This window comes from Pseudomonas sp. H9 (assembly GCF_004353925.1).
GTDB lineage: Bacteria > Pseudomonadota > Gammaproteobacteria > Pseudomonadales > Pseudomonadaceae > Aquipseudomonas.
Genome location: NZ_SMOK01000005.1, coordinates 26101 through 44907, shown reverse-complemented (window position 1 = coordinate 44907; position 18807 = coordinate 26101). Strand labels below are relative to the sequence as shown.

The following is an 18807-nucleotide window of genomic DNA, read 5'->3' as shown; positions in this document are numbered from 1 at the left end:
GCTACCGAGACGGTGCTGGCAGGGAAACGCACAGCAACGCACAATGGCTTTGCCATTTACGCATAAGCAGACCACGCGAAATGAACCCTGACACCCTCACCGAACAACTCAGTCTGTTCCTCGATGTGCTGGAGACCGGCAGCTTTTCTGCGACCGCCCGGCGCCATCCGCTCACGCCTTCCGCCGTGGCCCGGCGCATTGACGCCCTGGAAAGCGCAGTCGGTAGCCGCCTGTTCGTGCGCAGCACCCATGCCGTACGCCCCACTCCAGCCGGCAATGCCTTTGCGGAACGGGCCCGACGCATCGTAGAAGAACTGCGCCTGGCCCGCGCTGAAGCGGTATCGCTGAGCAATGCCCCGGAAGGCTTGATCCGGATTGATGCCCCTGCCGCATTCGGTCGTCGCCATCTGGCCCCGGCGATTGCCGACTTTCTGGTGGCCTACCCAGGGCTTGATGTGCAACTGCGCCTGATCGACAGCTTTGTCGACCTGCATGGCTCACACCTGGGAGAAGTCGACCTGGTGCTACGCGCCGGGCCGTTGGCCGATACCCGCCTGGTGGCCACACCACTGGCCTACATGGTGCGGATTGCCTGTGCCAGCCCTGCCTATCTGGCCGCACGTGGTGTGCCCACCTGCCCCAGCGAACTACCCGAGCATGACGGCCTGGACTGGGACGGCCTGGCACCACCGTTTGCCTGGCGCTTTGCCGTCGACGGTCAGTTACGCCTGTACCGCCCTACGCGAATGCGCATGAGCGCCAACAATGCCGAGACTTTGTTGTTCGGTGCTCTGGCTGGCCTGGGCATCGCCCACCTGCCCACCTGGCTGATAAGCGACTACTTGTTGCGCGGCGAACTGCTGCCGCTGTTTTGCGACAATGGCCTGCCTGCTGCCGAGTCCAGCGGTATTTATGCCTTACGCCTGGAACACGAAACGAACTCTCGCAGCCGTTTGCTACTCGAATTCCTCAAAAGCCGATTCAGTCCCGTGCCGCCTTGGGACCTGGCCCTGCAAAGCGAGCTGCGCTGGTCATCAGCGTGCTAAATTCCAAGGACTCAACGAATGAAAGGATGTGCATGAACGCCCCGAAATCACCTGCTCCCTGCGATGAACTGTTGCTCGATAACCAAGTGTGCTTCGCGCTGTACTCAACGTCGCTGCTGATGACCAAAGTCTACAAGCCCCTGCTGCAACAACTGGGGCTGACTTATCCACAGTACCTGGCGATGCTGGTGCTGTGGGAGCAGGATGGCTTGACCGTCGGTGAGATCAGCCAGCGCCTACTGACGGATCCGGGCTCGCTCACCCCGCTTCTCAAGCGCCTGGAAGCCGAAGGCCTGCTCAAGCGCACCCGCAGCCGTGAAGATGAACGGGTCGTACAGGTGCACCTGAGCGAACAGGGACGTGCCCTGCAAAGCCGCGCCGAGGCCATTCCACAGTGCATTCTGGCCGCCAGCGGCGAAAGCCTTGAGCGCCTGCAACAGCTGCAGGCCGAGTTGCTGGAACTACGCGCCAACCTGCAAAAAAACCTCTGACAGCTATGCTGTGAATGACCGTTTGTAAGCTGGTCGAAATTTATCTTGTGCGCTAAATAATTGCGTACTAAGTTAATGCCCGTACCCACTCAGCGCTGCGGCGCAACACACACGCGAGGCTCAAGATGCAAAAGGTCACTCCGCTGTACATTGCTGAAGCCAAGTCCACCGGCGGTCGCGACGGCAGTTCGCGCTCAAGCGACGGTAAACTTGAAGTCAAATTGAGCACCCCCAAGGAACTGGGCGGCGCTGGGGGTGAAGGTACCAACCCCGAACAATTGTTCGCCGCTGGCTACTCGGCCTGTTTTATCGGTGCCCTGAAGTTTGTTGCCGGCCAGCAGAAAAAAGCCTTGCCTGCCGACAGCTCGATCACTGCCAAAGTCGGCATCGGTCAAATCCCGGGTGGATTTGGTCTGGACATTGATCTGCACATTGCCCTGCCGGGTCTGCAACAGGCTGACGCACAGGCACTGGTGGACGCAGCCCACCAAGTCTGCCCTTACTCCAACGCCACCCGCGGCAATGTCGACGTCCGCCTGCACGTGACGGTCTGAGGGTAAATCCCGGACATAAAAAAACCCGGCCAAGGCCGGGTTTTTTGTAGGCGCCAGGAATTACTTCTTGGAACGGCCTTTGAAGCTGTTGTCGCGAGTGTCGATGTCGATCCACTCGTCGATCTGGATGAAGTCAGCAACGCTGATTTCAGTGCCGTTTTTCAGCTTGGCAGGTTTCATGACCTTGCCCGAGGTGTCGCCGCGAGCAGCGTTCTCGGTGTAGACAACCTGACGGCTGATGGTGGTCGGCAGTTCTACCGATACCAGACGGCCTTCGAAGAAGACTGCTTCGCAGACGTCTTCCATGCCTTCTTCGATGTACGGCAGAACGGCTTCGATGTCTTCAGCGTTCAGTTCGTACATGGTGTAGTCGGTGGTGTCCATGAAGGTGTAGGAGTCACCGCTGATGAACGACAGGGTCGCTTCTTTGCGATCCAGGATCACGTCGTCCAGCTTGTCGTCCGCACCGTAAACGGTTTCGGTCTTGTAGCCAGTCAGCAGGTTCTTCAGCTTGGTCTTCATGATCGCGCTGTTACGGCCCGACTTGGTGAATTCAGCTTTCTGAACCAGCCACGGGTCGTTGTCGATCCGCAGTACGGTACCGGGTTTCAGTTCTTTACCAGTTTTCATCGCGAGATATCCGAATTTGGATGGATTTACAAAAATCGAGGCCGCGTATCATAGCGAATTTCGGTAAAACTGTACCAGCGCCGTGGCGAGGTCCGGCTGAGCGGCCTGTGTAGCGCTCCAACGGCGGGCGTGCTGGTCGAGTTCAGCCCAGTGCTCAAGCACCTGTTGCCAGGCCTGCCCCATGTCGCGATCCATGTTCCAGGCCCGCCACAAATCGACCAGCGCTGCTTTGGCCAACGGCGAAAGCCCGACGACGTAGTGATCGAGGAACGCCTCGAGCTTTTCCCAATGGGCGTATTCCTCCTGCACATAGATGTGCCAGAGCAGCGGCCGCCCCGCCCATTGCGCCCGGACGAACGAATCTTCACCCCGCACTGCGTTGAAATCGCAGCTCCAGAGCAATTGGTCGTAGTCGTCCTGACTGACGAAAGGCAGGATCTGTACCGTCAAGGCGCCCCGCTCGAGTACACGACCCGCATGCAGGTCACTGTCGCCCAGCCACGCTTGCACGTCGCCCAGAATCCGCCCCTCAGGTACCAGCAGATGGTTGCCACGGCTGTCGGCGGCCAAGGCATCGAGCCAACTGGCCAGGCTGGCATTTTCGTAGGCAAACAGGGAAATCAGGCGGGCACCATCGGCTGGGGTGACACCCAAGCGCTGAAGAAAGGCCTGACGCGCTGCTGGGTCTTGCTCGAACGCTTCACGACGTGCCAATAGCGTGGCTTCGCGCAGCAATCCCCCGGTTTTGGCGGTAAAGCCGGGAAAGAAAAACACTTTGCGCAGGCCGTTAGGTTGAGGTGAAGGCAAACCATGACAGCCTTCAACCCAGTGTTCAGCGCTCAGGTACTCCAGGTTCAGCCATAAGGGGCGACGCGGGCAATCGAGCATTGCTTGCACATAAGCGGCCGGCAACTGACAGGCAAACGCGCCGATGACTACGTCAGCTACTGACGTTTCTTGCCAATCCGGCAGCCAACGGCACACCTCCACGCCCTGTTGCCATTGGCGAGGTGCCTGAGCATCAGCGTCCGGGCAGATACGCGCGAAGGCGCTGAGGTCATCCACCCACAGGCGCACTGCCAGCCCGTGCTCGGCTACCAATTGCCGTGCCAGACGCCAAGTCACGCCAATGTCGCCGTAGTTATCAACGACACAACAGAAGATGTCCCAGTCAGCTTTCATCACTGGCCCCTTGGAAAAAGCACCAATTGTCCGGGTAAATCATCGCAGACAAAAGCATGCAGCGAAAAAAACCACCAAGGCCATGCCACAATAAGCACCCGTGCCCTGGCCAGGAGGCCATCATGCCCCGCCCTCGCGAACTGAAGATCACCCTCAAACCCGTACAGCTGGTTTTGTGCATTGCCCTGGGCCTGTGGCTCGGCGCCCTTGCGATTGCCTTGAGCCTTTGGCTGGCCGGGCGCCTGCTGCCTGAAGCGGTCCAACCCTTGAGCCAGGTGATAGTCCCGCCCGCGGCCACCTCAACTCCCGAGACCGCGCAGCAGAGCCAGATGTTCGAGCAGTACAAACAGATCCTGCGCAACCAGGAACTGCAACAGGCCGAGGAGCAGGCTGAAAGCAGCGTGCGTAATCTGTCCAACCCTAAATGCCAGTTCTGGTTGCAACAGAACCGCACAGCGCCGACCGAAAAGAGCCGCGCCCTTGTCCTTGAATTCTGTAAATAGCGCCATGAACAAAGCCGACCTGCTGCAACGCATCATCGACACCTTGAGCGCCGACCTGGACGTAGCCCAGCGCGCCGCGCAGACCGCCTATGAAGCGGCTACAGCCGAAGAAAACATCGCCGAAAACAAGTACGACACGCTGGGCCTGGAAGCGTCGTACCTGGCGACCGGCCAAGCCCGACGCATGGAAGAAATCCGTCAGGCACGCGCGGCTTATCAACAATTGGTGCTGCGTGACTACGATGCTGTCCACGGCATTCAGCTGAGCAATCTGGTGACACTGGAGGCCGAAAACGGTAGTTGCCAGCACCTGTTTCTCGGGCCTGAAGGCGCGGGCCTGAAGATTGGCCAAGGCGATCAACTGGTGACGGTCATTACACCGCGCTCGCCGTTGGGGCAGTGCTTGCTGGGCAAGGTCGAGGATGAAGACGTCAGCCTGGTGTTGGGCGGGGTGCGTCAGAACTACGTGGTAGTGCACGTTCGGTAACCTGTAGGAGCGGGCTTGCCCCGCGATGCAATGTGCCTGACAGAACGCTAGCGCGGGGCAAGCCCGCTCCTACAGGGTTCATCAACCAGCCAAGGCGTTGAACCGCTGCGCCAAGCCCTGAGCGGCAAATTGCTCAATGATGTAGTCGACAAACGCCCGCGTCTTGCCCGGCAACAGCTTGTGTTCGGCGTAATACAAGCAAATGTTGCCATCATCCACATACCAGTCCGGCAACACGCGCACCAGGCTGCCGGCCTGTAGGTAAGGCACAGCAAACGGCATGCTCACCAAGGCCACCCCCAGCCCTTGCTGGGCCACTGCGCAAGCGGCTTCAGAATCGCTCATGGTCATGCGCAGGCGAATGTTCAGCGGGCTTTGCTCCTGCTGGCGGCTGGTCAGCGGCCAGGTGCGCACACGCCCGGTTTGCGGCGAGCGGATCAAAATGCCATCGAGCGCCTGCAAGTCGGCTGGCTGCTGTACCGGTGGGTGCTGAGCCAGGAACGCAGGGGCGGCAACCAGAATCCGGTGCGCCGGGGTCAGTTTGCGCGCAACAACACCCAGGGGCAGGTCAAAACCACCGCCAATCGCTGCATCAAACCCCTGACCGATCAAATCGACCTGCCGGTTATCGAAATGCCAGTCGGGACTGATCGCCGGGTAACGGCTGAGAAACTCAGCCAGCAGCGGCACGATGTACAAACGCCCGAACACCGTGCCCATACTGACTTTCAAGGTCCCGGCTGGCTGCCCTTCGGCGCTGGCGAGGTTGGCCACGGCGTGCTGGATGGTCTGGAAGCTGCTGGCCACTTCGCCGAGAAAGCGCTGCCCGGCCTCGGTCAGGGTCAGGCGCCGGGTACTGCGCTGAAACAAGCGCACCCCCAGGCGCACCTCCAGCCGGGCAACGTTTTTCCCCACCGCCGCTGGCGTCAGGCTCAGGCGCCGTGCCGCTTCAGCAAAACTGCCACCTTCAGCGCTACGCACAAAGCACTCGATACTACTGAACGATTCCACAGCCACGATTCCATACTTTTGGTTTACACAGACTATAGCGATTACCGGCTTATCAGAAGGTAATCCGCCGCCGATACTGATCACCATCCAAGGCATCGGGCCTTGTTCTTTCTGGAGCACAGCATGTCACATCAAGCCCGCCTCATCGGCAAAGTGGCCCTGGTTCAGGGTGGATCACGCGGTATCGGCGCCGCTATCGTCAAACGCCTGGCGGCTGAGGGCGCCCATGTCGCCTTCACCTACGCCAACGCCACCGAGCAGGCTCAAGCCTTGCAACACAGCATCATTGCCGAGGGTGGCAAAGCTCTGGCGATCAAAGCTGACAGCGCTGATGCCAAGGCTGTGCAACAAGCCGTAGAGAGCACCGTGGAAGCGTTTGGCGGTCTCGACATTCTGGTCAACAACGCCGGTGTACTGGCCGTTGCCCCGCTGCTGGAATTCAATCTCGACGACTTCGACCGTACCTTGGCTGTGAATGTGCGCAGCGTGTTCATCGCCAGCCAAGCTGCGGCACGACACATGGGCCAAGGTGGGCGCATTATCAACATCGGTAGCACCAATGCCGAGCGTATGCCCTTCGCCGGCGGTGGCCCGTATGCCATGAGCAAGTCTGCTCTGGTTGGCCTGACCCGTGGCCTGGCCCGCGACCTCGGGCCATTGGGCATCACCATCAATAACGTACAGCCAGGCCCGGTTGATACCGAGATGAACCCCGCGCATGGCGATTTTGCCGAAAGCCTGATGGGCTACATGGCGGTAGGGCGCTACGGCGAAGTCGAGGAAATCGCCAGCTTCGTCGCGTATCTGGCCAGCCCTGAGGCGGCCTACATTACGGGCGCCAGCCTGACCATCGATGGCGGCTTTGCTGCCTGATGTAACGTCCCGGCTGCCCCGTACGTGTTCGATCAGATCGACAGACACAGCGCCGGACAGCCGGGACGGGCATTGATAGATTGGCGTCATGCCCGCGCATTTCCGATACTGTTACGCCTTAACTGCCACTGATCGAGACGGTCCATGACCTCCTCCAGCACTTCTCTGAGCCGCGGCCTGATCCTGCTGATGGCCACCGCCACCGGCCTTGCGGTCGCCAGCAACTACTACGCCCAACCGCTGCTGCACAGCATCGCCGAGCAGTTCGGCCTGAGCACCTCCAGTGCCGGGGCCATCGTCATTGCCGCGCAACTGAGCTATGGCGCCGGTCTTCTGCTGCTGGCACCGTTGGGCGATCTATTCGAACAGCGTCGACTGATTGTTAGCATGATCGCCATCAGTACCTTGGGGCTGTTGATCAGTGCCTTTTCGCCGAGCCTTGTGTGGTTGCTGCTGGGCACTACATTGACCGGCTTGTTTTCCGTTGTGGCTCAGGTGCTGGTGCCGATGGCCGCCGGCTTGAGCGAACCCGGCGAACGAGGCCGGGCGGTCGGGACCTTGATGAGCGGTTTACTGCTGGGCATCTTGCTGGCGCGCACTGCTGCCGGCTTCATGGCCGAATTGGGCGGCTGGCGCAGCATCTATTTGCTGGCCGCCGGGTTGATGGCTGTGTGCGCCGTTGCGTTGTTCCGCGCCCTGCCAGAACGCCACCAGCACGCAGGGCTGCGGTACCCCGCATTGATTGGCTCGGTGTTTCGTCTGTTCGTCGACGAGCCGGTGTTACGCCTGCGTTCATTGCTAGGGCTGCTGTCCTTCAGCCTGTTCGCACTGTTCTGGACGCCACTGGCCTTTCTCCTGGCCGCTGAGCCTTACCATTATTCAGATGCCATTATCGGGCTGTTCGGCCTTGCAGGTGCGGCCGGTGCGCTGTCGGCCAACTGGGCGGGCCGCCTGGCCGATCGTGGCAAGGGATCACTGGGTACCACCGTTGGCTTGCTGGCCCTGCTGCTGTCGTGGATTCCGTTGGGCTTCGCCCAATCGTCGCTGGCCGCCCTGTTGATCGGCGTACTGCTATTGGATCTGGCCGTGCAATTGGTGCATGTGAGTAATCAGAACGCGGTCATTGCCTTGCGCCCGGAAGCGCGCAATCGCCTGAATGCCGGTTACATCACCTGCTACTTCATTGGTGGCGCGCTGGGCTCGCTGCTGGGCACTCAATTGTTCCAGCACTACGGCTGGCACGGCATCGTCATTGCCGGCCTTTCGATCGGCAGCCTGGCCTTGCTGGTCTGGGCCTTGGCTGAACGCCAGCGCAGCGTGCGGATGCGTACGGCCTGACGCCGCCTCAGGCGACCCTCCGTCGCCTGAGGATTGACTTGTGCCAGCCGCTGGCGCTGAGTAGCGATTGCTCAGCAGCCCCTTCTATCTGGATGCCACGATGACAAGACTCACGGTTCAGTCCGGCGATTTCTTGCAAGGTGAAGGCGAGTACCGCAATGGATCGCTCACACTCAAGACCTGCCGCAGCCCTTCTCCCGGGGAAAAAATCGCCCTTTCGCGTATCAGTGAATTGATCGTTGCCAATCAGGAGTCCAGCCGCAGCCTGGGCAGTGCCTTAGGCTGGGGGATGGCCGGCGCCCTGGTTGCAGGGCCGGTTGGCCTGATTGCCGGCCTGTGGCTGGGTGGCAAGGAAGAAGAAATCACCTTCCTCGCCACCTTCAAAGATGGCCGCAAACTGATGGCGATCACCGACCGCAAGACCTGGTCGAAGCTCAATGGCCACTGGCGTCGCCATACCCAACCGGCCGCCAATCGCTGAGTCGATGCGCGTCAGGCTCCTTCCTTGATAAGCCTGCAATAAACAAGGGCACCCGTAGCCGGGTGCCCCTGCTAAGATGCGCGCCCGCTTGCCCGGTGCAATGCCGACAGGCCCGTATTCTTTGCATTTTATTGGACTTACGCCCCCGCCGGCCGTGACGAACCTCTACGGCACGCCTGCTGTACGCCCTCAAGGAGCTTTTTGCATGACCCTGCCTTACCCTCGCCTGCCCTTGAGCCTGGTCGGCTTGAGCCTGGCGCTGCCTGCCTGTCACAGCCTCGCCCAAGACAGCATCACCCTGGCTCCGGTCAACGTGTCGGAGGTTTATAGCGAGGGCTATCGGGTACAAGACGCGTCTGTCGCAGGCTTTGCCCCGGCGCCTTTGCTCGATACCCCGGCATCGGTGGCGGTGTTCAGCGAACAACTACTGGCAGACCGGCAGGTACGCAAGCTCAGTGAGGTGCTGCAAAGCGATGCATCGGTGGGCGAAAGCTATGCGCCGATCGGTTACTACGAAAACTTCAACGTGCGCGGCTTCGAACTCAATGCCGCCAGCAGCTACAAGATCAATGGCCAGACCATCGCGGGCGAACAGAACGTGGCGCTGGAAAACAAGCAGCAAGTTGAATTGCTCAAGGGCTTGTCCGGGTTGCAAAGTGGGGTGGCCGAACCTGGTGGGCTGATCAATTACGTCACTAAGCGTCCGGAGGATGTACGCTCGGTGACCGTGTCGAGCAACGAACAGGGCGAGCGCTACATCGCCACCGACCTGGGCGGCTGGTTCGGCAGTGAACGTCAGTTCGGTGTGCGTGCCAACCTGGCGCATGAAGACATCCGTTCTTATGTTGACCATGCCGATGGCACACGGGACTTTGCCGCGCTGGCCTTCGACTGGCAGATCAACCCCGACGCCCTGTTGCAACTGGATGCTGAATATCAACAGCGTGAACAACGCTCCGTCCCCGGCTACCAACTGCTCGGCGGCAGCCAACTGCCCCATGATATAGACCCGCACGACCGCCTGGCTTACCAACACTGGGCCAACCCGGTGAGCATTGACTCGTTGAACCTTGGTGGGCGCTTCGAGTACCGCTTCAACGATAGCTGGACGGGCACGCTCAGTGCTTCTCGCAGCAAAGTGGTGATCGACGACTACAGCTCATTCGCCTGGGGCTCGAGCGAAGGCGCCTTTTTCAGCAGCGCTGGCGACTACGACATCTACGACTACCGCAGCCCCGACGACACTCGGCGCACCGACGAAGCACAAGCGGCACTGAATGGTCGTTTCGATGCTATGGGCCTGGGCCACGAGTTGACAGTAGGCGCCAGCGCCCAACGCCGCACGCTCGACCAACGCCCCTACTTCAACGAATGGATTGGCACCGGCAACATTTATCAACCGACACCTGCCTTGCCGCCCTCCGATAAAACCGTGGGCCCCAGCACGCGGCGCCTGGACAGTCGCCAATACGGCCTGTTTGCCAGCGACCGCATCAGCTTCAATGAACATTGGCAAACGGTGCTGGGCGCGCGCCTGGTGCGCCTCGACGAGAAGACCTACGACGAAAACGGCGAGCCCGGGCGCCATACCCGCGACTATCAGTTGCTGCCCAACGCCGCCCTGATCTACAAACCGCGTCCGGACATCTCGCTGTATACCAGTTACAGCAAAGGCATCTCCTCCGGTGGCACGGCCCCCTGGTTTGCCACCAACAGCGCTGAAATCCTTGCGCCGACCCTGTCGCACCAATTGGAGGTCGGTATCAAACGCGACTGGCAACGCATGAGTTTGAGCGCGGCGGTGTTTCAGCTGCGTCAGGCCTACCAGTACTCCCGACCAGACGGCACGGGCAACTTCACATACGTGCAGCAAGGTCAGCAAAAGAACATCGGCCTGGAACTAGGCGCCAGCGGCTGGGTGACCGAACGCCTGCAGATCAACGCCAGCGCTGCAGCCATTCGCGCACGGGTGAAAAACAGCGGGACGGCGGACTATGAAGGCCATCAAGCGTTGAACGTACCCAACCTGCGCGCCGCCGTGCAGGCCGATTACAGCCTGCCGATCAGCGGCCTGGCGTTACTCGGCGGGGCTCGCTACAGCGCCAGCAAATACGCCAACCAAGCCGGCAGCGTGGAAGTTGGCAGCTACGCTGTGTTCGACTTGGGGAGCCGCTACAGCACAAAAATCGGCGGTTACGACACGACCCTGCGGCTGGTGGTGGACAACGTTTTCGACAAACGTTACTGGCGTGACGCCGGGGAATACCTGGGGGATGGCTACCTGTTCCAGGGCGCGCCGAGGACGGCGCGGGTGTCGGCTTCTGTGAGTTTTTGAAGGTCTGATCGCGGGGCAAGCCCGCTCCCACTGAGGATCTTCTGTGGGAGCGGGCTTGCCCCGCGATGGTCAGATCACACCACACTTGAGGGTCAGCCGATCCGGGTTTTGCCCCGGCTGCCAACGCACCTTGCCGGAGACCTCATCGGAAACCCGGTAGACCACGCGCACTTTCTGAGCAATCAGTGGATTGATCGGCCCATCTGGAACGCCCATCGGGTCACCCAATACCGGCTCAATGACGTTGTATGTATACGACTTTCCGGCATGGTTCATTAACAAGACGCCCGGAACAATAAACTGCCCGGTGTTGCTGCGATTTTTGAATGTAGCTTGGAGTATCAGAAACCTTGAGCCTGGCTGTGCGCTCACGGACGTTACGCCAAAGTCCGCATTCACGCTGGTTGTGCAACTGTCCACTGTAACGACGAACGGGCCGATTTCAGCGGAGCTTGAAGTCGGGTTCTGACGACGCTGTTCCAGCAGATTTTGCGCTTGGCGTTCGCGATCTTTTCTGGCTGCTTCACTGGCCAGGTACTCAGATTCACGCCGTTGCGCCTGAACCTGAGTTTGCCTTTCCTGTGCTTTGAAACTGACGAGGGTATAGGTTTCATCCAGGGCTTTGCGAGCATCGATGTACGCGTCGGACGTGGGGTCGGCGACACTGTCCAGATAACATTCTGCATACAGGTCGTATTGCGCTTTCTTCTTACCGTCCAACCCTTGATAAGCGGCCTTGTACGCGTCCTGAGCCCGCGCAAGGCGCAGTGCAATGGCCCCATCGAGGAATTCGCTGTATTCAGGACGAGCCAATGCTTTGATGTTGTCACGCAACAGTGGCGGAATCTTTTCATCGGTCTGGTTGGCTGGATCCTTTACGCCTTTTACAACAGCGTACTGAACAATCGCCGTGCGCATGCTATCGAACGGAATGCTATAGGTCGGAACATCCCCCTCCACCGCTTTACACTTGCGCTCCATATTTTCGTTCGCACCGGCAACAGCCTGCACTGACACCAGCACTAACAAACTGCAAAGAATTTTTATTTTCATGGCGCTGACAGACCCAAAATGCAAAAAGCCCCGCAAACCGAAATTTGCGGGGCTTTTCTAAATGTGGCGGTGAAGAAGGGATTCGAACCCTTGATACAGTTTCCTGTATACACACTTTCCAGGCGTGCTCCTTCAGCCACTCGGACACTTCACCGTTTCTCTTCAAGCTGTTCAGCCTGTCGAGGCGCGCTAATGTAGTCGAAACAGGTGCTGATGGCAAAGGTTTTTTTCAGAATTTTCATGCGCTTAAGCCAATCCCCTGAAAAAACCACGGCGCACAGGGCAAAGTCGCCAATCTCTGGTGTGCTTCGGTAGCCCTTTGGCCTTTACCCCCGACTTGCAAGGCAAAGCGGTTAAAGCCTGACTGGCCGGTCAGTCACAGCGCTTTACCTGGTTGCCCAGCCTGAGTAACGTCTGCCTCACTCTCCCTGTAAGGAACTCTGTCATGAGTGAGCTGATTACCTACCACCTCGAAGACGGCATCGCGACCCTGACCCTGAACAACGGCAAGGTCAACGCCATCTCGCCCGATGTCATCGCAGCCTTTAACGCGGCCCTCGACCAGGCCACGCAGGATCGTGCAGTGGTAATCATCACCGGCCAGCCGGGCATTCTTTCCGGCGGCTATGACCTCAAGGTAATGACCTCCGGCCCAAAAGAAGCCGTCAGCCTGGTCACCGCCGGCTCGACCCTCGCCCGCCGCATGCTTGCGCACCCGTTCCCGATCATTGTTGCTTGCCCGGGCCATGCGGTGGCCAAAGGCGCGTTCCTGCTGCTGTCGGCCGATTACCGTATTGGCGTTGAAGGCCCCTTCAGCATCGGCCTGAATGAAGTGCAGATCGGCATGACCATGCACCACGCTGGCATCGAGCTGGCCCGTGATCGCCTGCGCCGCTCCGCCTTCCACCGCTCAGTGATCAACGCCGAGATGTTCGACCCGATCAGCGCTGTCGATGCCGGCTTCCTCGACAAGGTCGTAGCCGCCGACCAACTGCAGGAAACCGCGCTGGCCGCCGCGCGGCAGTTGAAGAAAATCAACATGAATGCGCACAAACACACCAAACTCAAGGTCCGCAAAGCGCTGCTCGACAGTCTCGATGACGCGATCATCCGCGATCAGGAACACCTGGGCTGACCCCTACCAAGGCCTGATTGCGTTTATTTGCGCAATCGGGCCACTACGACCGCATTGAGCGTTTGCCCGCGCCTGTGCACATCCGTACACTGCGCCGCGTTTGCCTGGTGTGAGTCGTACGATGCTTTTCCTTATCCGCATGCTCTTGTTGGGGCTGCACTTTGTTGTTATCGGTGTTGTCGGTGTTCTGATCGGCCTGTGTCGCCCCTTCAACCCGGACAACAGCCGCATATATGCGCGCCTGTATGGGCTGCCCGCTACCTGGCTGATGCGCCTTGACGTCAAAGCCGAAGTGGGCCCGCTGTTCGACCAGCCGCCAGGCTGTGTGATCGTCGCCAACCACCAATCCAACCATGACCTGTTCGTGCTCGGCCATGTGGTGCCACCGCGTACTGTCTGCATCGGCAAGAAGAGCCTGAAATGGGTTCCGTTGTTCGGCCAGCTGTTCTGGCTGGGCGGCAACGTGCTGATTGACCGCGGCAACGCCTACCAGGCACGCCGGGCCATGCAGACCACCACCCGCACCTTGAGCGAAGACGACACGTCGATCTGGGTATTTCCCGAAGGCACACGCAATGCTGGCGAACGCCTGGTACCGTTCAAGAAAGGCGCCTTCCATATGGCGGTCGAGGCCGGCGTGCCGATCGTACCTGTATGTGTCAGCCGCTACGCCCAGCGCCTGCGCCTGAACAGCTGGCGCCGTAGCAAAGTGATCATTCGCTCCCTGCCGCCGATCCCGACCAGCGGCCTGACCCAGCAAGACGTCCCCGCCCTGGCCGAGCAGATCCAGCTGCAGATGCAGCGCTGCATTGACCTGATGGAAGCTGAATTGCCGCACGCTTGAGTGGTTGCTCAATTCTGCGTGTCAGACCAAGCTACTGGCACGGTCATCAGAAGAAGCGAACCACCATGGGACGAGTCGTTGCGGCAGCGGTGTACAGCGCCGGCAGAAAAGTTACCAACATCAGTATCGATGAAGGCAGCCAATGGGCCAGTAAACCCGGACACTTCGTCTGGATTGGCCTTGAAGAGCCCAACGCCGAAGAGCTGGCCAACCTGCAACGCCAGTTCAACCTGCATGAACTGGCCATTGAAGATGCCCTGGAAAAACACAGCCGGCCGAAGCTGGAAACCTTCGGCGACGCGCTGTTTATCGTCACTTACTCGCCGGTGCGCCATGAAGGCAAGTTGGAGTTCATCGAAACCCACATCTTTGCTGGCAATGGCTACATCATCACCTGCCGCAACGGCCAATCGAAATCCTACGCTTTAGTGCGCCAGCGCTGCGAGGCGCGGCCCTTGCTACTGGAGCATGGTGAAGATTTCGTGCTGTACGCCCTGCTCGACTTCGTCACCGAAAACTACCAGCCAATCAGCGAAGCCATCCACGGCGAAATCGAAGAACTGGAACAGAGCGTGCTCAGCAACTCACTCCAGGAAGAAGATATCCAGCGTCTGCACAGCCTGCGCCGCGACATTCTGCGTTTGCGCCGCTATGTGGCACCGATGGTGGAGATCAGCGAAGAACTGCAGCGTCTGACCTTCCCATTCATCGACAAAAACATGCGCCCGTACTTTCGCGACGTCCAGATTCACGTCACCCGGCAGATGGAAGACCTGGCCGGGATCCGCGACATTGCCAGTCAGACCATCGAAATCGGCATGCTGCTGGAGTCTTCACGCCAGAGCATCGTGCAACGCAAGTTCGCCGCCTGGGCGGCGATCCTGGCATTCCCCACTGCGGTGGCGGGCATCTACGGGATGAACTTTCAGAACATGCCGGAGTTGAGCTGGCATTACGGTTACTTCGCCGTGCTCGGTGCGATCACCGTAGGCTGCACGGCGTTGTTTGCCAGCTTCAAGCGCTCAGGCTGGCTTTAGCCACCTGCTGCTGGGCCACGAAGCGCAGCATCCACTCACCGACCATGCCGCCCTGGTGCTCTTCGACCAGGCTGGCAACGGCCTTCTGGTAAACCTCCTGACCGAGGCTGTGCTGGCGCAGGTCCAGCAGCGCACGCGAGTAGTCGCGAACGAATTCCGGGTGCCCCTGGAAGCACAACACCTGATCGGCAATGTGGTAAGCGGCGTAGGGGCAGAAATCGCTGGAGGCAATCACCGTAGCATTTGCCGGCAGTTCGGTGACCTGATCCTGGTGACTGATCAGCAAGGTCAGCTCCGACACGGTCGGGTCCATCCACGGCGCCTTACCGGCCAGTTGGTAGCGATGCACGCCCACACCCCAGCCCTGGGTGGCACGTTCGGTCTTGCCGCCCAGCACCAATGCCAGCACCTGATGGCCAAAACACACGCCCAACAATTTGTCGCCACGGTTGTAACGCTCAAGCAAATAGGCCTTGAGCGTTTCGATCCACGGATCGGTGCCGAACGAGTCGGCTTTGCTACCGGTCACAAGGTAAGCGTCAAACACCTGATCATCGGCGGGGTAGTCGCCATTCATCACGTTGTACACGTCAAACTCGGCGGCGATCGGTTGACTGGCGAACAGCTGCTCGAACATCCGTCCGTAGCCCTGATACTGCTCGACCAGCTCAGGTCGCAGGACGTCGGTTTCCAGGATGCAGATGCGTAACGGCATAAAAATAGTCCTGAACGACAAAGGCGGGATTGCCCCCTAGAGCCTGCCCCGAATAAGGCTTGCAAGCAAGTACGATGCACTGACGAACGGTCACTTTCAGTGGACCCTGCTACAGAACCATTGCAAGCGTCTAGCAAGGGGAATAGTTGCCAGATGGCATAAGGCCTCATAACCATAAATTACAGTTTCGCGCATGCAAATACGAAAGCGTTCTAAAACACCGCTGACGTTAACCCTACTGTTAGTTGTATATCCCTTAGCAAAGGTTCGCGTCTGGACGTCAAACCGCGTTACCCATGTTTGCCAGATCGACGACAAGGAAGCCATTGGGCACTCAGGAATAACAACAAGAAGGCGGTCAGCCATGTTCAAACAACACAAAATACGCCAAGCCGGGCTCATTCTCTTCGCCACGACATTACTGTTGATCTTGCCGAACCTGTCTCGCTTGTTCGGGTAACCCCTATGGCCCTCTACGGCCCTGCGCAGGTACTCTGCCAGCCCTGACTTGCTGGAGATTGCCCATGCGCTACTGCCTCGCCCTGCTGCTGCCCCTGCTCTGCCTGCCCGCGCAGGCAGCACAGCTGACCCTGGAACTGGGCAACGGTAGCCGGCACTGGCAAAGCGCCGAACTGCTGACCCATCCGCAGGCTCAGGAGATTCGAATCGACAACGATGTCTCCTACAAACGCACCATGCATTACCGTGCCGTGCCGCTGGCGGTGTTGCTCGAGGGCATTGCACCTGGCGATCACCTGCAAGCCGTAGCCGATGACGGCTTCGCTGCCGAGATGCCGGCAGCGCCACTGCTCAAGAACGGCCCAGCCAGGGCCTGGTTGGCCATTGAAGACCCGGCCAGCCCCTGGCCACCGCTCGGCACGGGTAAACCCAGCGCCGGCCCGTTCTATTTGGTGTGGACCAACCCCCAGGCCGGACACATCAGCCCGGAGCAATGGCCATTTCAAGTCGCCAGCATTCGCCGTCTTGAGCCGGTTGCTACGCGCTTTCCCGCGCTGCTGCCGGCAGCGCAGCTGGCCAGTGACGACCCCATCAACCTGGGCTTCACCCTGTTCCAGAAAAACTGCCTGGCCTGCCATCGCCTCAATGGCACAGGCGACGCGCAATTCGGCCCGGACCTGAACGTACCGTATAACCCCACCGAGTATTTCCAGCCGGCCTTTCTGCGCCGCTACATTCGCGACCCGCAAAGCCTGCGCCAGTGGCCACAGGCGAAAATGCCCGGATTCAGCCCTGACGTGCTCAGCGATGCAGAACTCGACGCGCTACTCGCTTACCTGGCCCACATGGCTACGCGAAAACAACCTTGAGGCCTGATGCTGGTGATCCTCACTGCTGCTGAGCGCTAACGCTCGGCAACACTACAACCTTGGCATGCATCTGCTCGTAGCCACCACCGCGGCGCATGCCGCGCACCGGGCAGGCGTCCAGATAATCCAGACCGACAGCGAGCTTCAGGTGCCGCTCAGGTCTGGCCAGTTGATTGGTGACGTCAAAACTGTACCAGGCATCGTCCAGCCAGGCTTCGGCCCAGGCATGGCTGGCCATCTGCTGGCTTTGACTGTCGAACAGGTAACCCGACACATACCGCGACGGCACCCCAAGGCTGCGGGCACACGCCAGGAAGGCATGAGTATGGTCTTGGCAGACTCCGGTGCCACCGGCAAAGGCTTGGGCGGCGCTGGTCTCTACCGCGGTGCTGCCGGGTTGATAGGTCATACGCTGATTCAGCGCATTCATCAGGTCGATCAACGCCGAACGATCACGACGCTTACGGCATTGCTGCAAGGCAAAGGCGCGTAAGGCCTCGTCGGCTTCGGTCAGGCGCGTGAAACGCAAAAAAGGCAGCGGAGATTGTGCTTCATGCTCGGCATCACGGCTTTCGTCGATCTCCACCAAGCCACGCGCCGCGATGATCAGATCTGAATGCGGCTCCTCCAGGCTCAATACGTGGAGAATGTTGCCGAACGGGTCGAGCTGCGCCCGCACAGGTCGCGGCAAATCCAGCTGCCAGGCCAGCACCTGCTGGCGCTCGCTGTCATGGGGTGTCAGGCGCAGGTACTGGATGCTGGCACGCACCTGGTCTTCGTAGTGATAGGCCGTTTCATGGCTGATGGTCAGTCTCATATAGCCTCCAGATAGGCCGTGTGGATGGCGTTACCCAACTGGCGCACCAGCGGGATGTAATGGGTTAACCAGGGGTGCAGGCCTTCGGCGAGAATTTCGTCGATGCCGGTGTAGCGCAGCCTTGCGTCGACTTCTGCGGCCAGGCGCTGTGCAGCCCGGCCGTTGCTGCCTGGCAGGCTGGCGAGAATCTGGTCGATCTCTTCGGTACAGGCACGCAGTGAACGTGGCACGTCAGCACGCAGCAGCAACAGTTCGGCAACATGGCGGGCGGCTGGCGCGTCGCGATAGATCTCGGTGTAGGCCTCGAACGACGACAACGCCCGCAACAAGGCACTCCATTGGTAATAACCACGGGCAGAACTGTCACTGACCGCCTCGGCTTCCTCGCCGAGCATTTCGTAGCGCGCATCGAGCAGGCGCAGGGTGTTGTCTGCACGCTCAATGAACGTCCCCAGGCGAATGAAGCGAAACGCATCATTGCGCATGATGGTGCCGTAGGTGGCGCCGCGGAACAGGTGCGAACGCTCCTTGATCCATTCACAGAAGCGGCTCAGGCCATAGCGACTGAGGCCCTGCTCGGCAATGCCGCGGATCTCCAGCCAGGTGGCGTTGATGTTTTCCCACATGTCAGCGGTGATGCGCCCGCGCACGGCGTGCGCGCAGGCACGTGCCGCGCCGAGGCAGCTGTAGATGCTTGCCGGGTTGTCGGGGTCGAGCGCGAAGAAGTGCAACAGGCGCTCGGCATGCAATTGGCCATGACGCTCCAGATAGTCATCCAGCGTGCCGGTAATCAGTAACGGCATGGCCACTTCATCGAGGCCGTCACCACGACCGTCCTGAGGCATCAGCGATAGTGAATAACTGACGTCGAGCATCCGTGCGAGGTTTTCTGCACGCTCCAGATAGCGCGACATCCAGTACAAATCAGAGGCAGTTCTACTCAACAT

Annotated in this window: 20 protein-coding genes and 1 tRNA gene; 13 read left to right on the top strand and 8 right to left on the bottom strand. The window is 59.8% G+C overall.

The window, feature by feature from the left end; all coding sequences use genetic code 11:
* The first annotated feature begins 80 nt into the window (after positions 1-80).
* The 3 genes from E1573_RS03930 (at position 81) to E1573_RS03920 (ending at position 2091) form a co-directional block, all read left to right on the top strand.
* Positions 81-1046 carry a LysR family transcriptional regulator gene (locus E1573_RS03930; protein ID WP_133210839.1) on the top strand — a complete coding sequence of 322 codons (966 nt, stop codon included), beginning with the start codon at positions 81-83 and terminating at the stop codon, positions 1044-1046.
* Between the two features lie 32 nt (positions 1047-1078).
* Positions 1079-1537, top strand: a complete 459-nt coding sequence (locus E1573_RS03925) for a MarR family winged helix-turn-helix transcriptional regulator (protein ID WP_133210837.1) — start codon at positions 1079-1081, stop codon at positions 1535-1537.
* Between the two features lie 125 nt (positions 1538-1662).
* Positions 1663-2091: an organic hydroperoxide resistance protein gene (locus E1573_RS03920; RefSeq protein WP_133210835.1), complete on the top strand. Its 429-nt coding sequence runs from the start codon at positions 1663-1665 to the stop codon at positions 2089-2091.
* Between the two features lie 60 nt (positions 2092-2151).
* On the opposite strand, the gene efp is transcribed toward E1573_RS03920, so the two are convergent.
* Together efp and earP are read right to left on the bottom strand one after the other, a co-directional pair.
* Positions 2152-2721, bottom strand: a complete 570-nt coding sequence (gene efp / locus E1573_RS03915) for an elongation factor P (RefSeq protein ID WP_133210833.1) — start codon at positions 2719-2721, stop codon at positions 2152-2154.
* A gap of 48 nt (positions 2722-2769) precedes the next feature.
* Positions 2770-3903 (bottom strand): elongation factor P maturation arginine rhamnosyltransferase EarP, encoded by a 1134-nt coding sequence (gene earP, locus E1573_RS03910; protein WP_133210831.1) that lies wholly within the window; start codon positions 3901-3903, stop codon positions 2770-2772.
* 122 nt (positions 3904-4025) lie between these two features.
* On the opposite strand from earP, the gene E1573_RS03905 reads away from it, so the two are divergent.
* Complete coding sequence (locus E1573_RS03905; RefSeq protein WP_133210829.1) at positions 4026-4406, top strand: hypothetical protein; 381 nt, start codon at positions 4026-4028, stop codon at positions 4404-4406.
* 4 nt (positions 4407-4410) lie between these two features.
* A complete protein-coding gene (locus E1573_RS03900) occupies positions 4411-4893 on the top strand; it encodes a transcription elongation factor GreAB (RefSeq protein ID WP_133210827.1) in 483 nt (160 codons plus the stop codon).
* An 81-nt stretch (positions 4894-4974) separates the two neighbouring features.
* Here the strand turns inward: E1573_RS03900 and E1573_RS03895 are convergent, their stop codons facing one another.
* Positions 4975-5910 carry a LysR family transcriptional regulator gene (locus tag E1573_RS03895; protein ID WP_133210825.1) on the bottom strand — a complete coding sequence of 312 codons (936 nt, stop codon included), beginning with the start codon at positions 5908-5910 and terminating at the stop codon, positions 4975-4977.
* A gap of 117 nt (positions 5911-6027) precedes the next feature.
* Between E1573_RS03895 and E1573_RS03890 the strand changes: the two genes are divergently transcribed.
* From E1573_RS03890 to E1573_RS03875, 4 genes are all read left to right on the top strand, one after another.
* Positions 6028-6777, top strand: coding sequence for a 3-oxoacyl-ACP reductase family protein (locus E1573_RS03890; protein WP_133210823.1), 750 nt, complete (start codon positions 6028-6030; stop codon positions 6775-6777).
* A 144-nt stretch (positions 6778-6921) separates the two neighbouring features.
* Complete coding sequence (locus E1573_RS03885) at positions 6922-8115, top strand: MFS transporter (protein WP_133210821.1); 1194 nt, start codon at positions 6922-6924, stop codon at positions 8113-8115.
* 100 nt (positions 8116-8215) lie between these two features.
* Complete coding sequence (locus E1573_RS03880) at positions 8216-8596, top strand: hypothetical protein (protein ID WP_133210819.1); 381 nt, start codon at positions 8216-8218, stop codon at positions 8594-8596.
* Positions 8597-8801: 205 nt separating this feature from the next.
* Positions 8802-10931 (top strand): TonB-dependent siderophore receptor, encoded by a 2130-nt coding sequence (locus tag E1573_RS03875; RefSeq protein ID WP_133210817.1) that lies wholly within the window; start codon positions 8802-8804, stop codon positions 10929-10931.
* 69 nt (positions 10932-11000) lie between these two features.
* Here E1573_RS03875 and E1573_RS03870 read toward each other — a convergent pair whose 3' ends face one another.
* Complete coding sequence (locus E1573_RS03870) at positions 11001-11984, bottom strand: hypothetical protein (RefSeq protein ID WP_133210815.1); 984 nt, start codon at positions 11982-11984, stop codon at positions 11001-11003.
* A gap of 64 nt (positions 11985-12048) precedes the next feature.
* Positions 12049-12138, bottom strand: a tRNA-Ser gene (locus E1573_RS03865).
* Positions 12139-12429: 291 nt separating this feature from the next.
* Between E1573_RS03865 and E1573_RS03860 the strand changes: the two genes are divergently transcribed.
* The 3 genes from E1573_RS03860 to E1573_RS03850 all read left to right on the top strand — a co-directional run bounded on the left by E1573_RS03860 (position 12430) and on the right by E1573_RS03850 (position 15000).
* A complete protein-coding gene (locus E1573_RS03860) occupies positions 12430-13119 on the top strand; it encodes a crotonase/enoyl-CoA hydratase family protein (RefSeq protein WP_133210813.1) in 690 nt (229 codons plus the stop codon).
* A 121-nt stretch (positions 13120-13240) separates the two neighbouring features.
* Positions 13241-13963, top strand: a complete 723-nt coding sequence (locus tag E1573_RS03855; RefSeq protein WP_133210811.1) for a 1-acyl-sn-glycerol-3-phosphate acyltransferase — start codon at positions 13241-13243, stop codon at positions 13961-13963.
* 65 nt (positions 13964-14028) lie between these two features.
* Positions 14029-15000, top strand: coding sequence for a magnesium and cobalt transport protein CorA (locus E1573_RS03850; RefSeq protein WP_133210809.1), 972 nt, complete (start codon positions 14029-14031; stop codon positions 14998-15000).
* Here E1573_RS03850 and E1573_RS03845 read toward each other — a convergent pair.
* On the bottom strand, positions 14978-15715 hold the full coding sequence (locus E1573_RS03845) for an amidotransferase (protein WP_133210807.1): 738 nt from the start codon (positions 15713-15715) through the stop codon (positions 14978-14980). The genes E1573_RS03850 and E1573_RS03845 overlap by 23 nt on opposite strands.
* A gap of 524 nt (positions 15716-16239) precedes the next feature.
* Here E1573_RS03845 and E1573_RS03840 point away from each other — a divergent pair.
* Positions 16240-17043, top strand: a complete 804-nt coding sequence (locus E1573_RS03840; RefSeq protein ID WP_133210805.1) for a cytochrome c — start codon at positions 16240-16242, stop codon at positions 17041-17043.
* A gap of 19 nt (positions 17044-17062) precedes the next feature.
* On the opposite strand, the gene E1573_RS03835 is transcribed toward E1573_RS03840, so the two are convergent.
* Together E1573_RS03835 and E1573_RS03830 are read right to left on the bottom strand one after the other, a co-directional pair.
* The gene (locus E1573_RS03835; RefSeq protein ID WP_133210803.1) at positions 17063-17860 is read right to left on the bottom strand and encodes a transglutaminase family protein; all 798 of its coding nucleotides are present in this window, start codon (positions 17858-17860) and stop codon (positions 17063-17065) included.
* Positions 17857-18807 (bottom strand): alpha-E domain-containing protein, encoded by a 951-nt coding sequence (locus E1573_RS03830; protein WP_133210801.1) that lies wholly within the window; start codon positions 18805-18807, stop codon positions 17857-17859. Before E1573_RS03830 ends, E1573_RS03835 begins: the two co-directional genes overlap by 4 nt.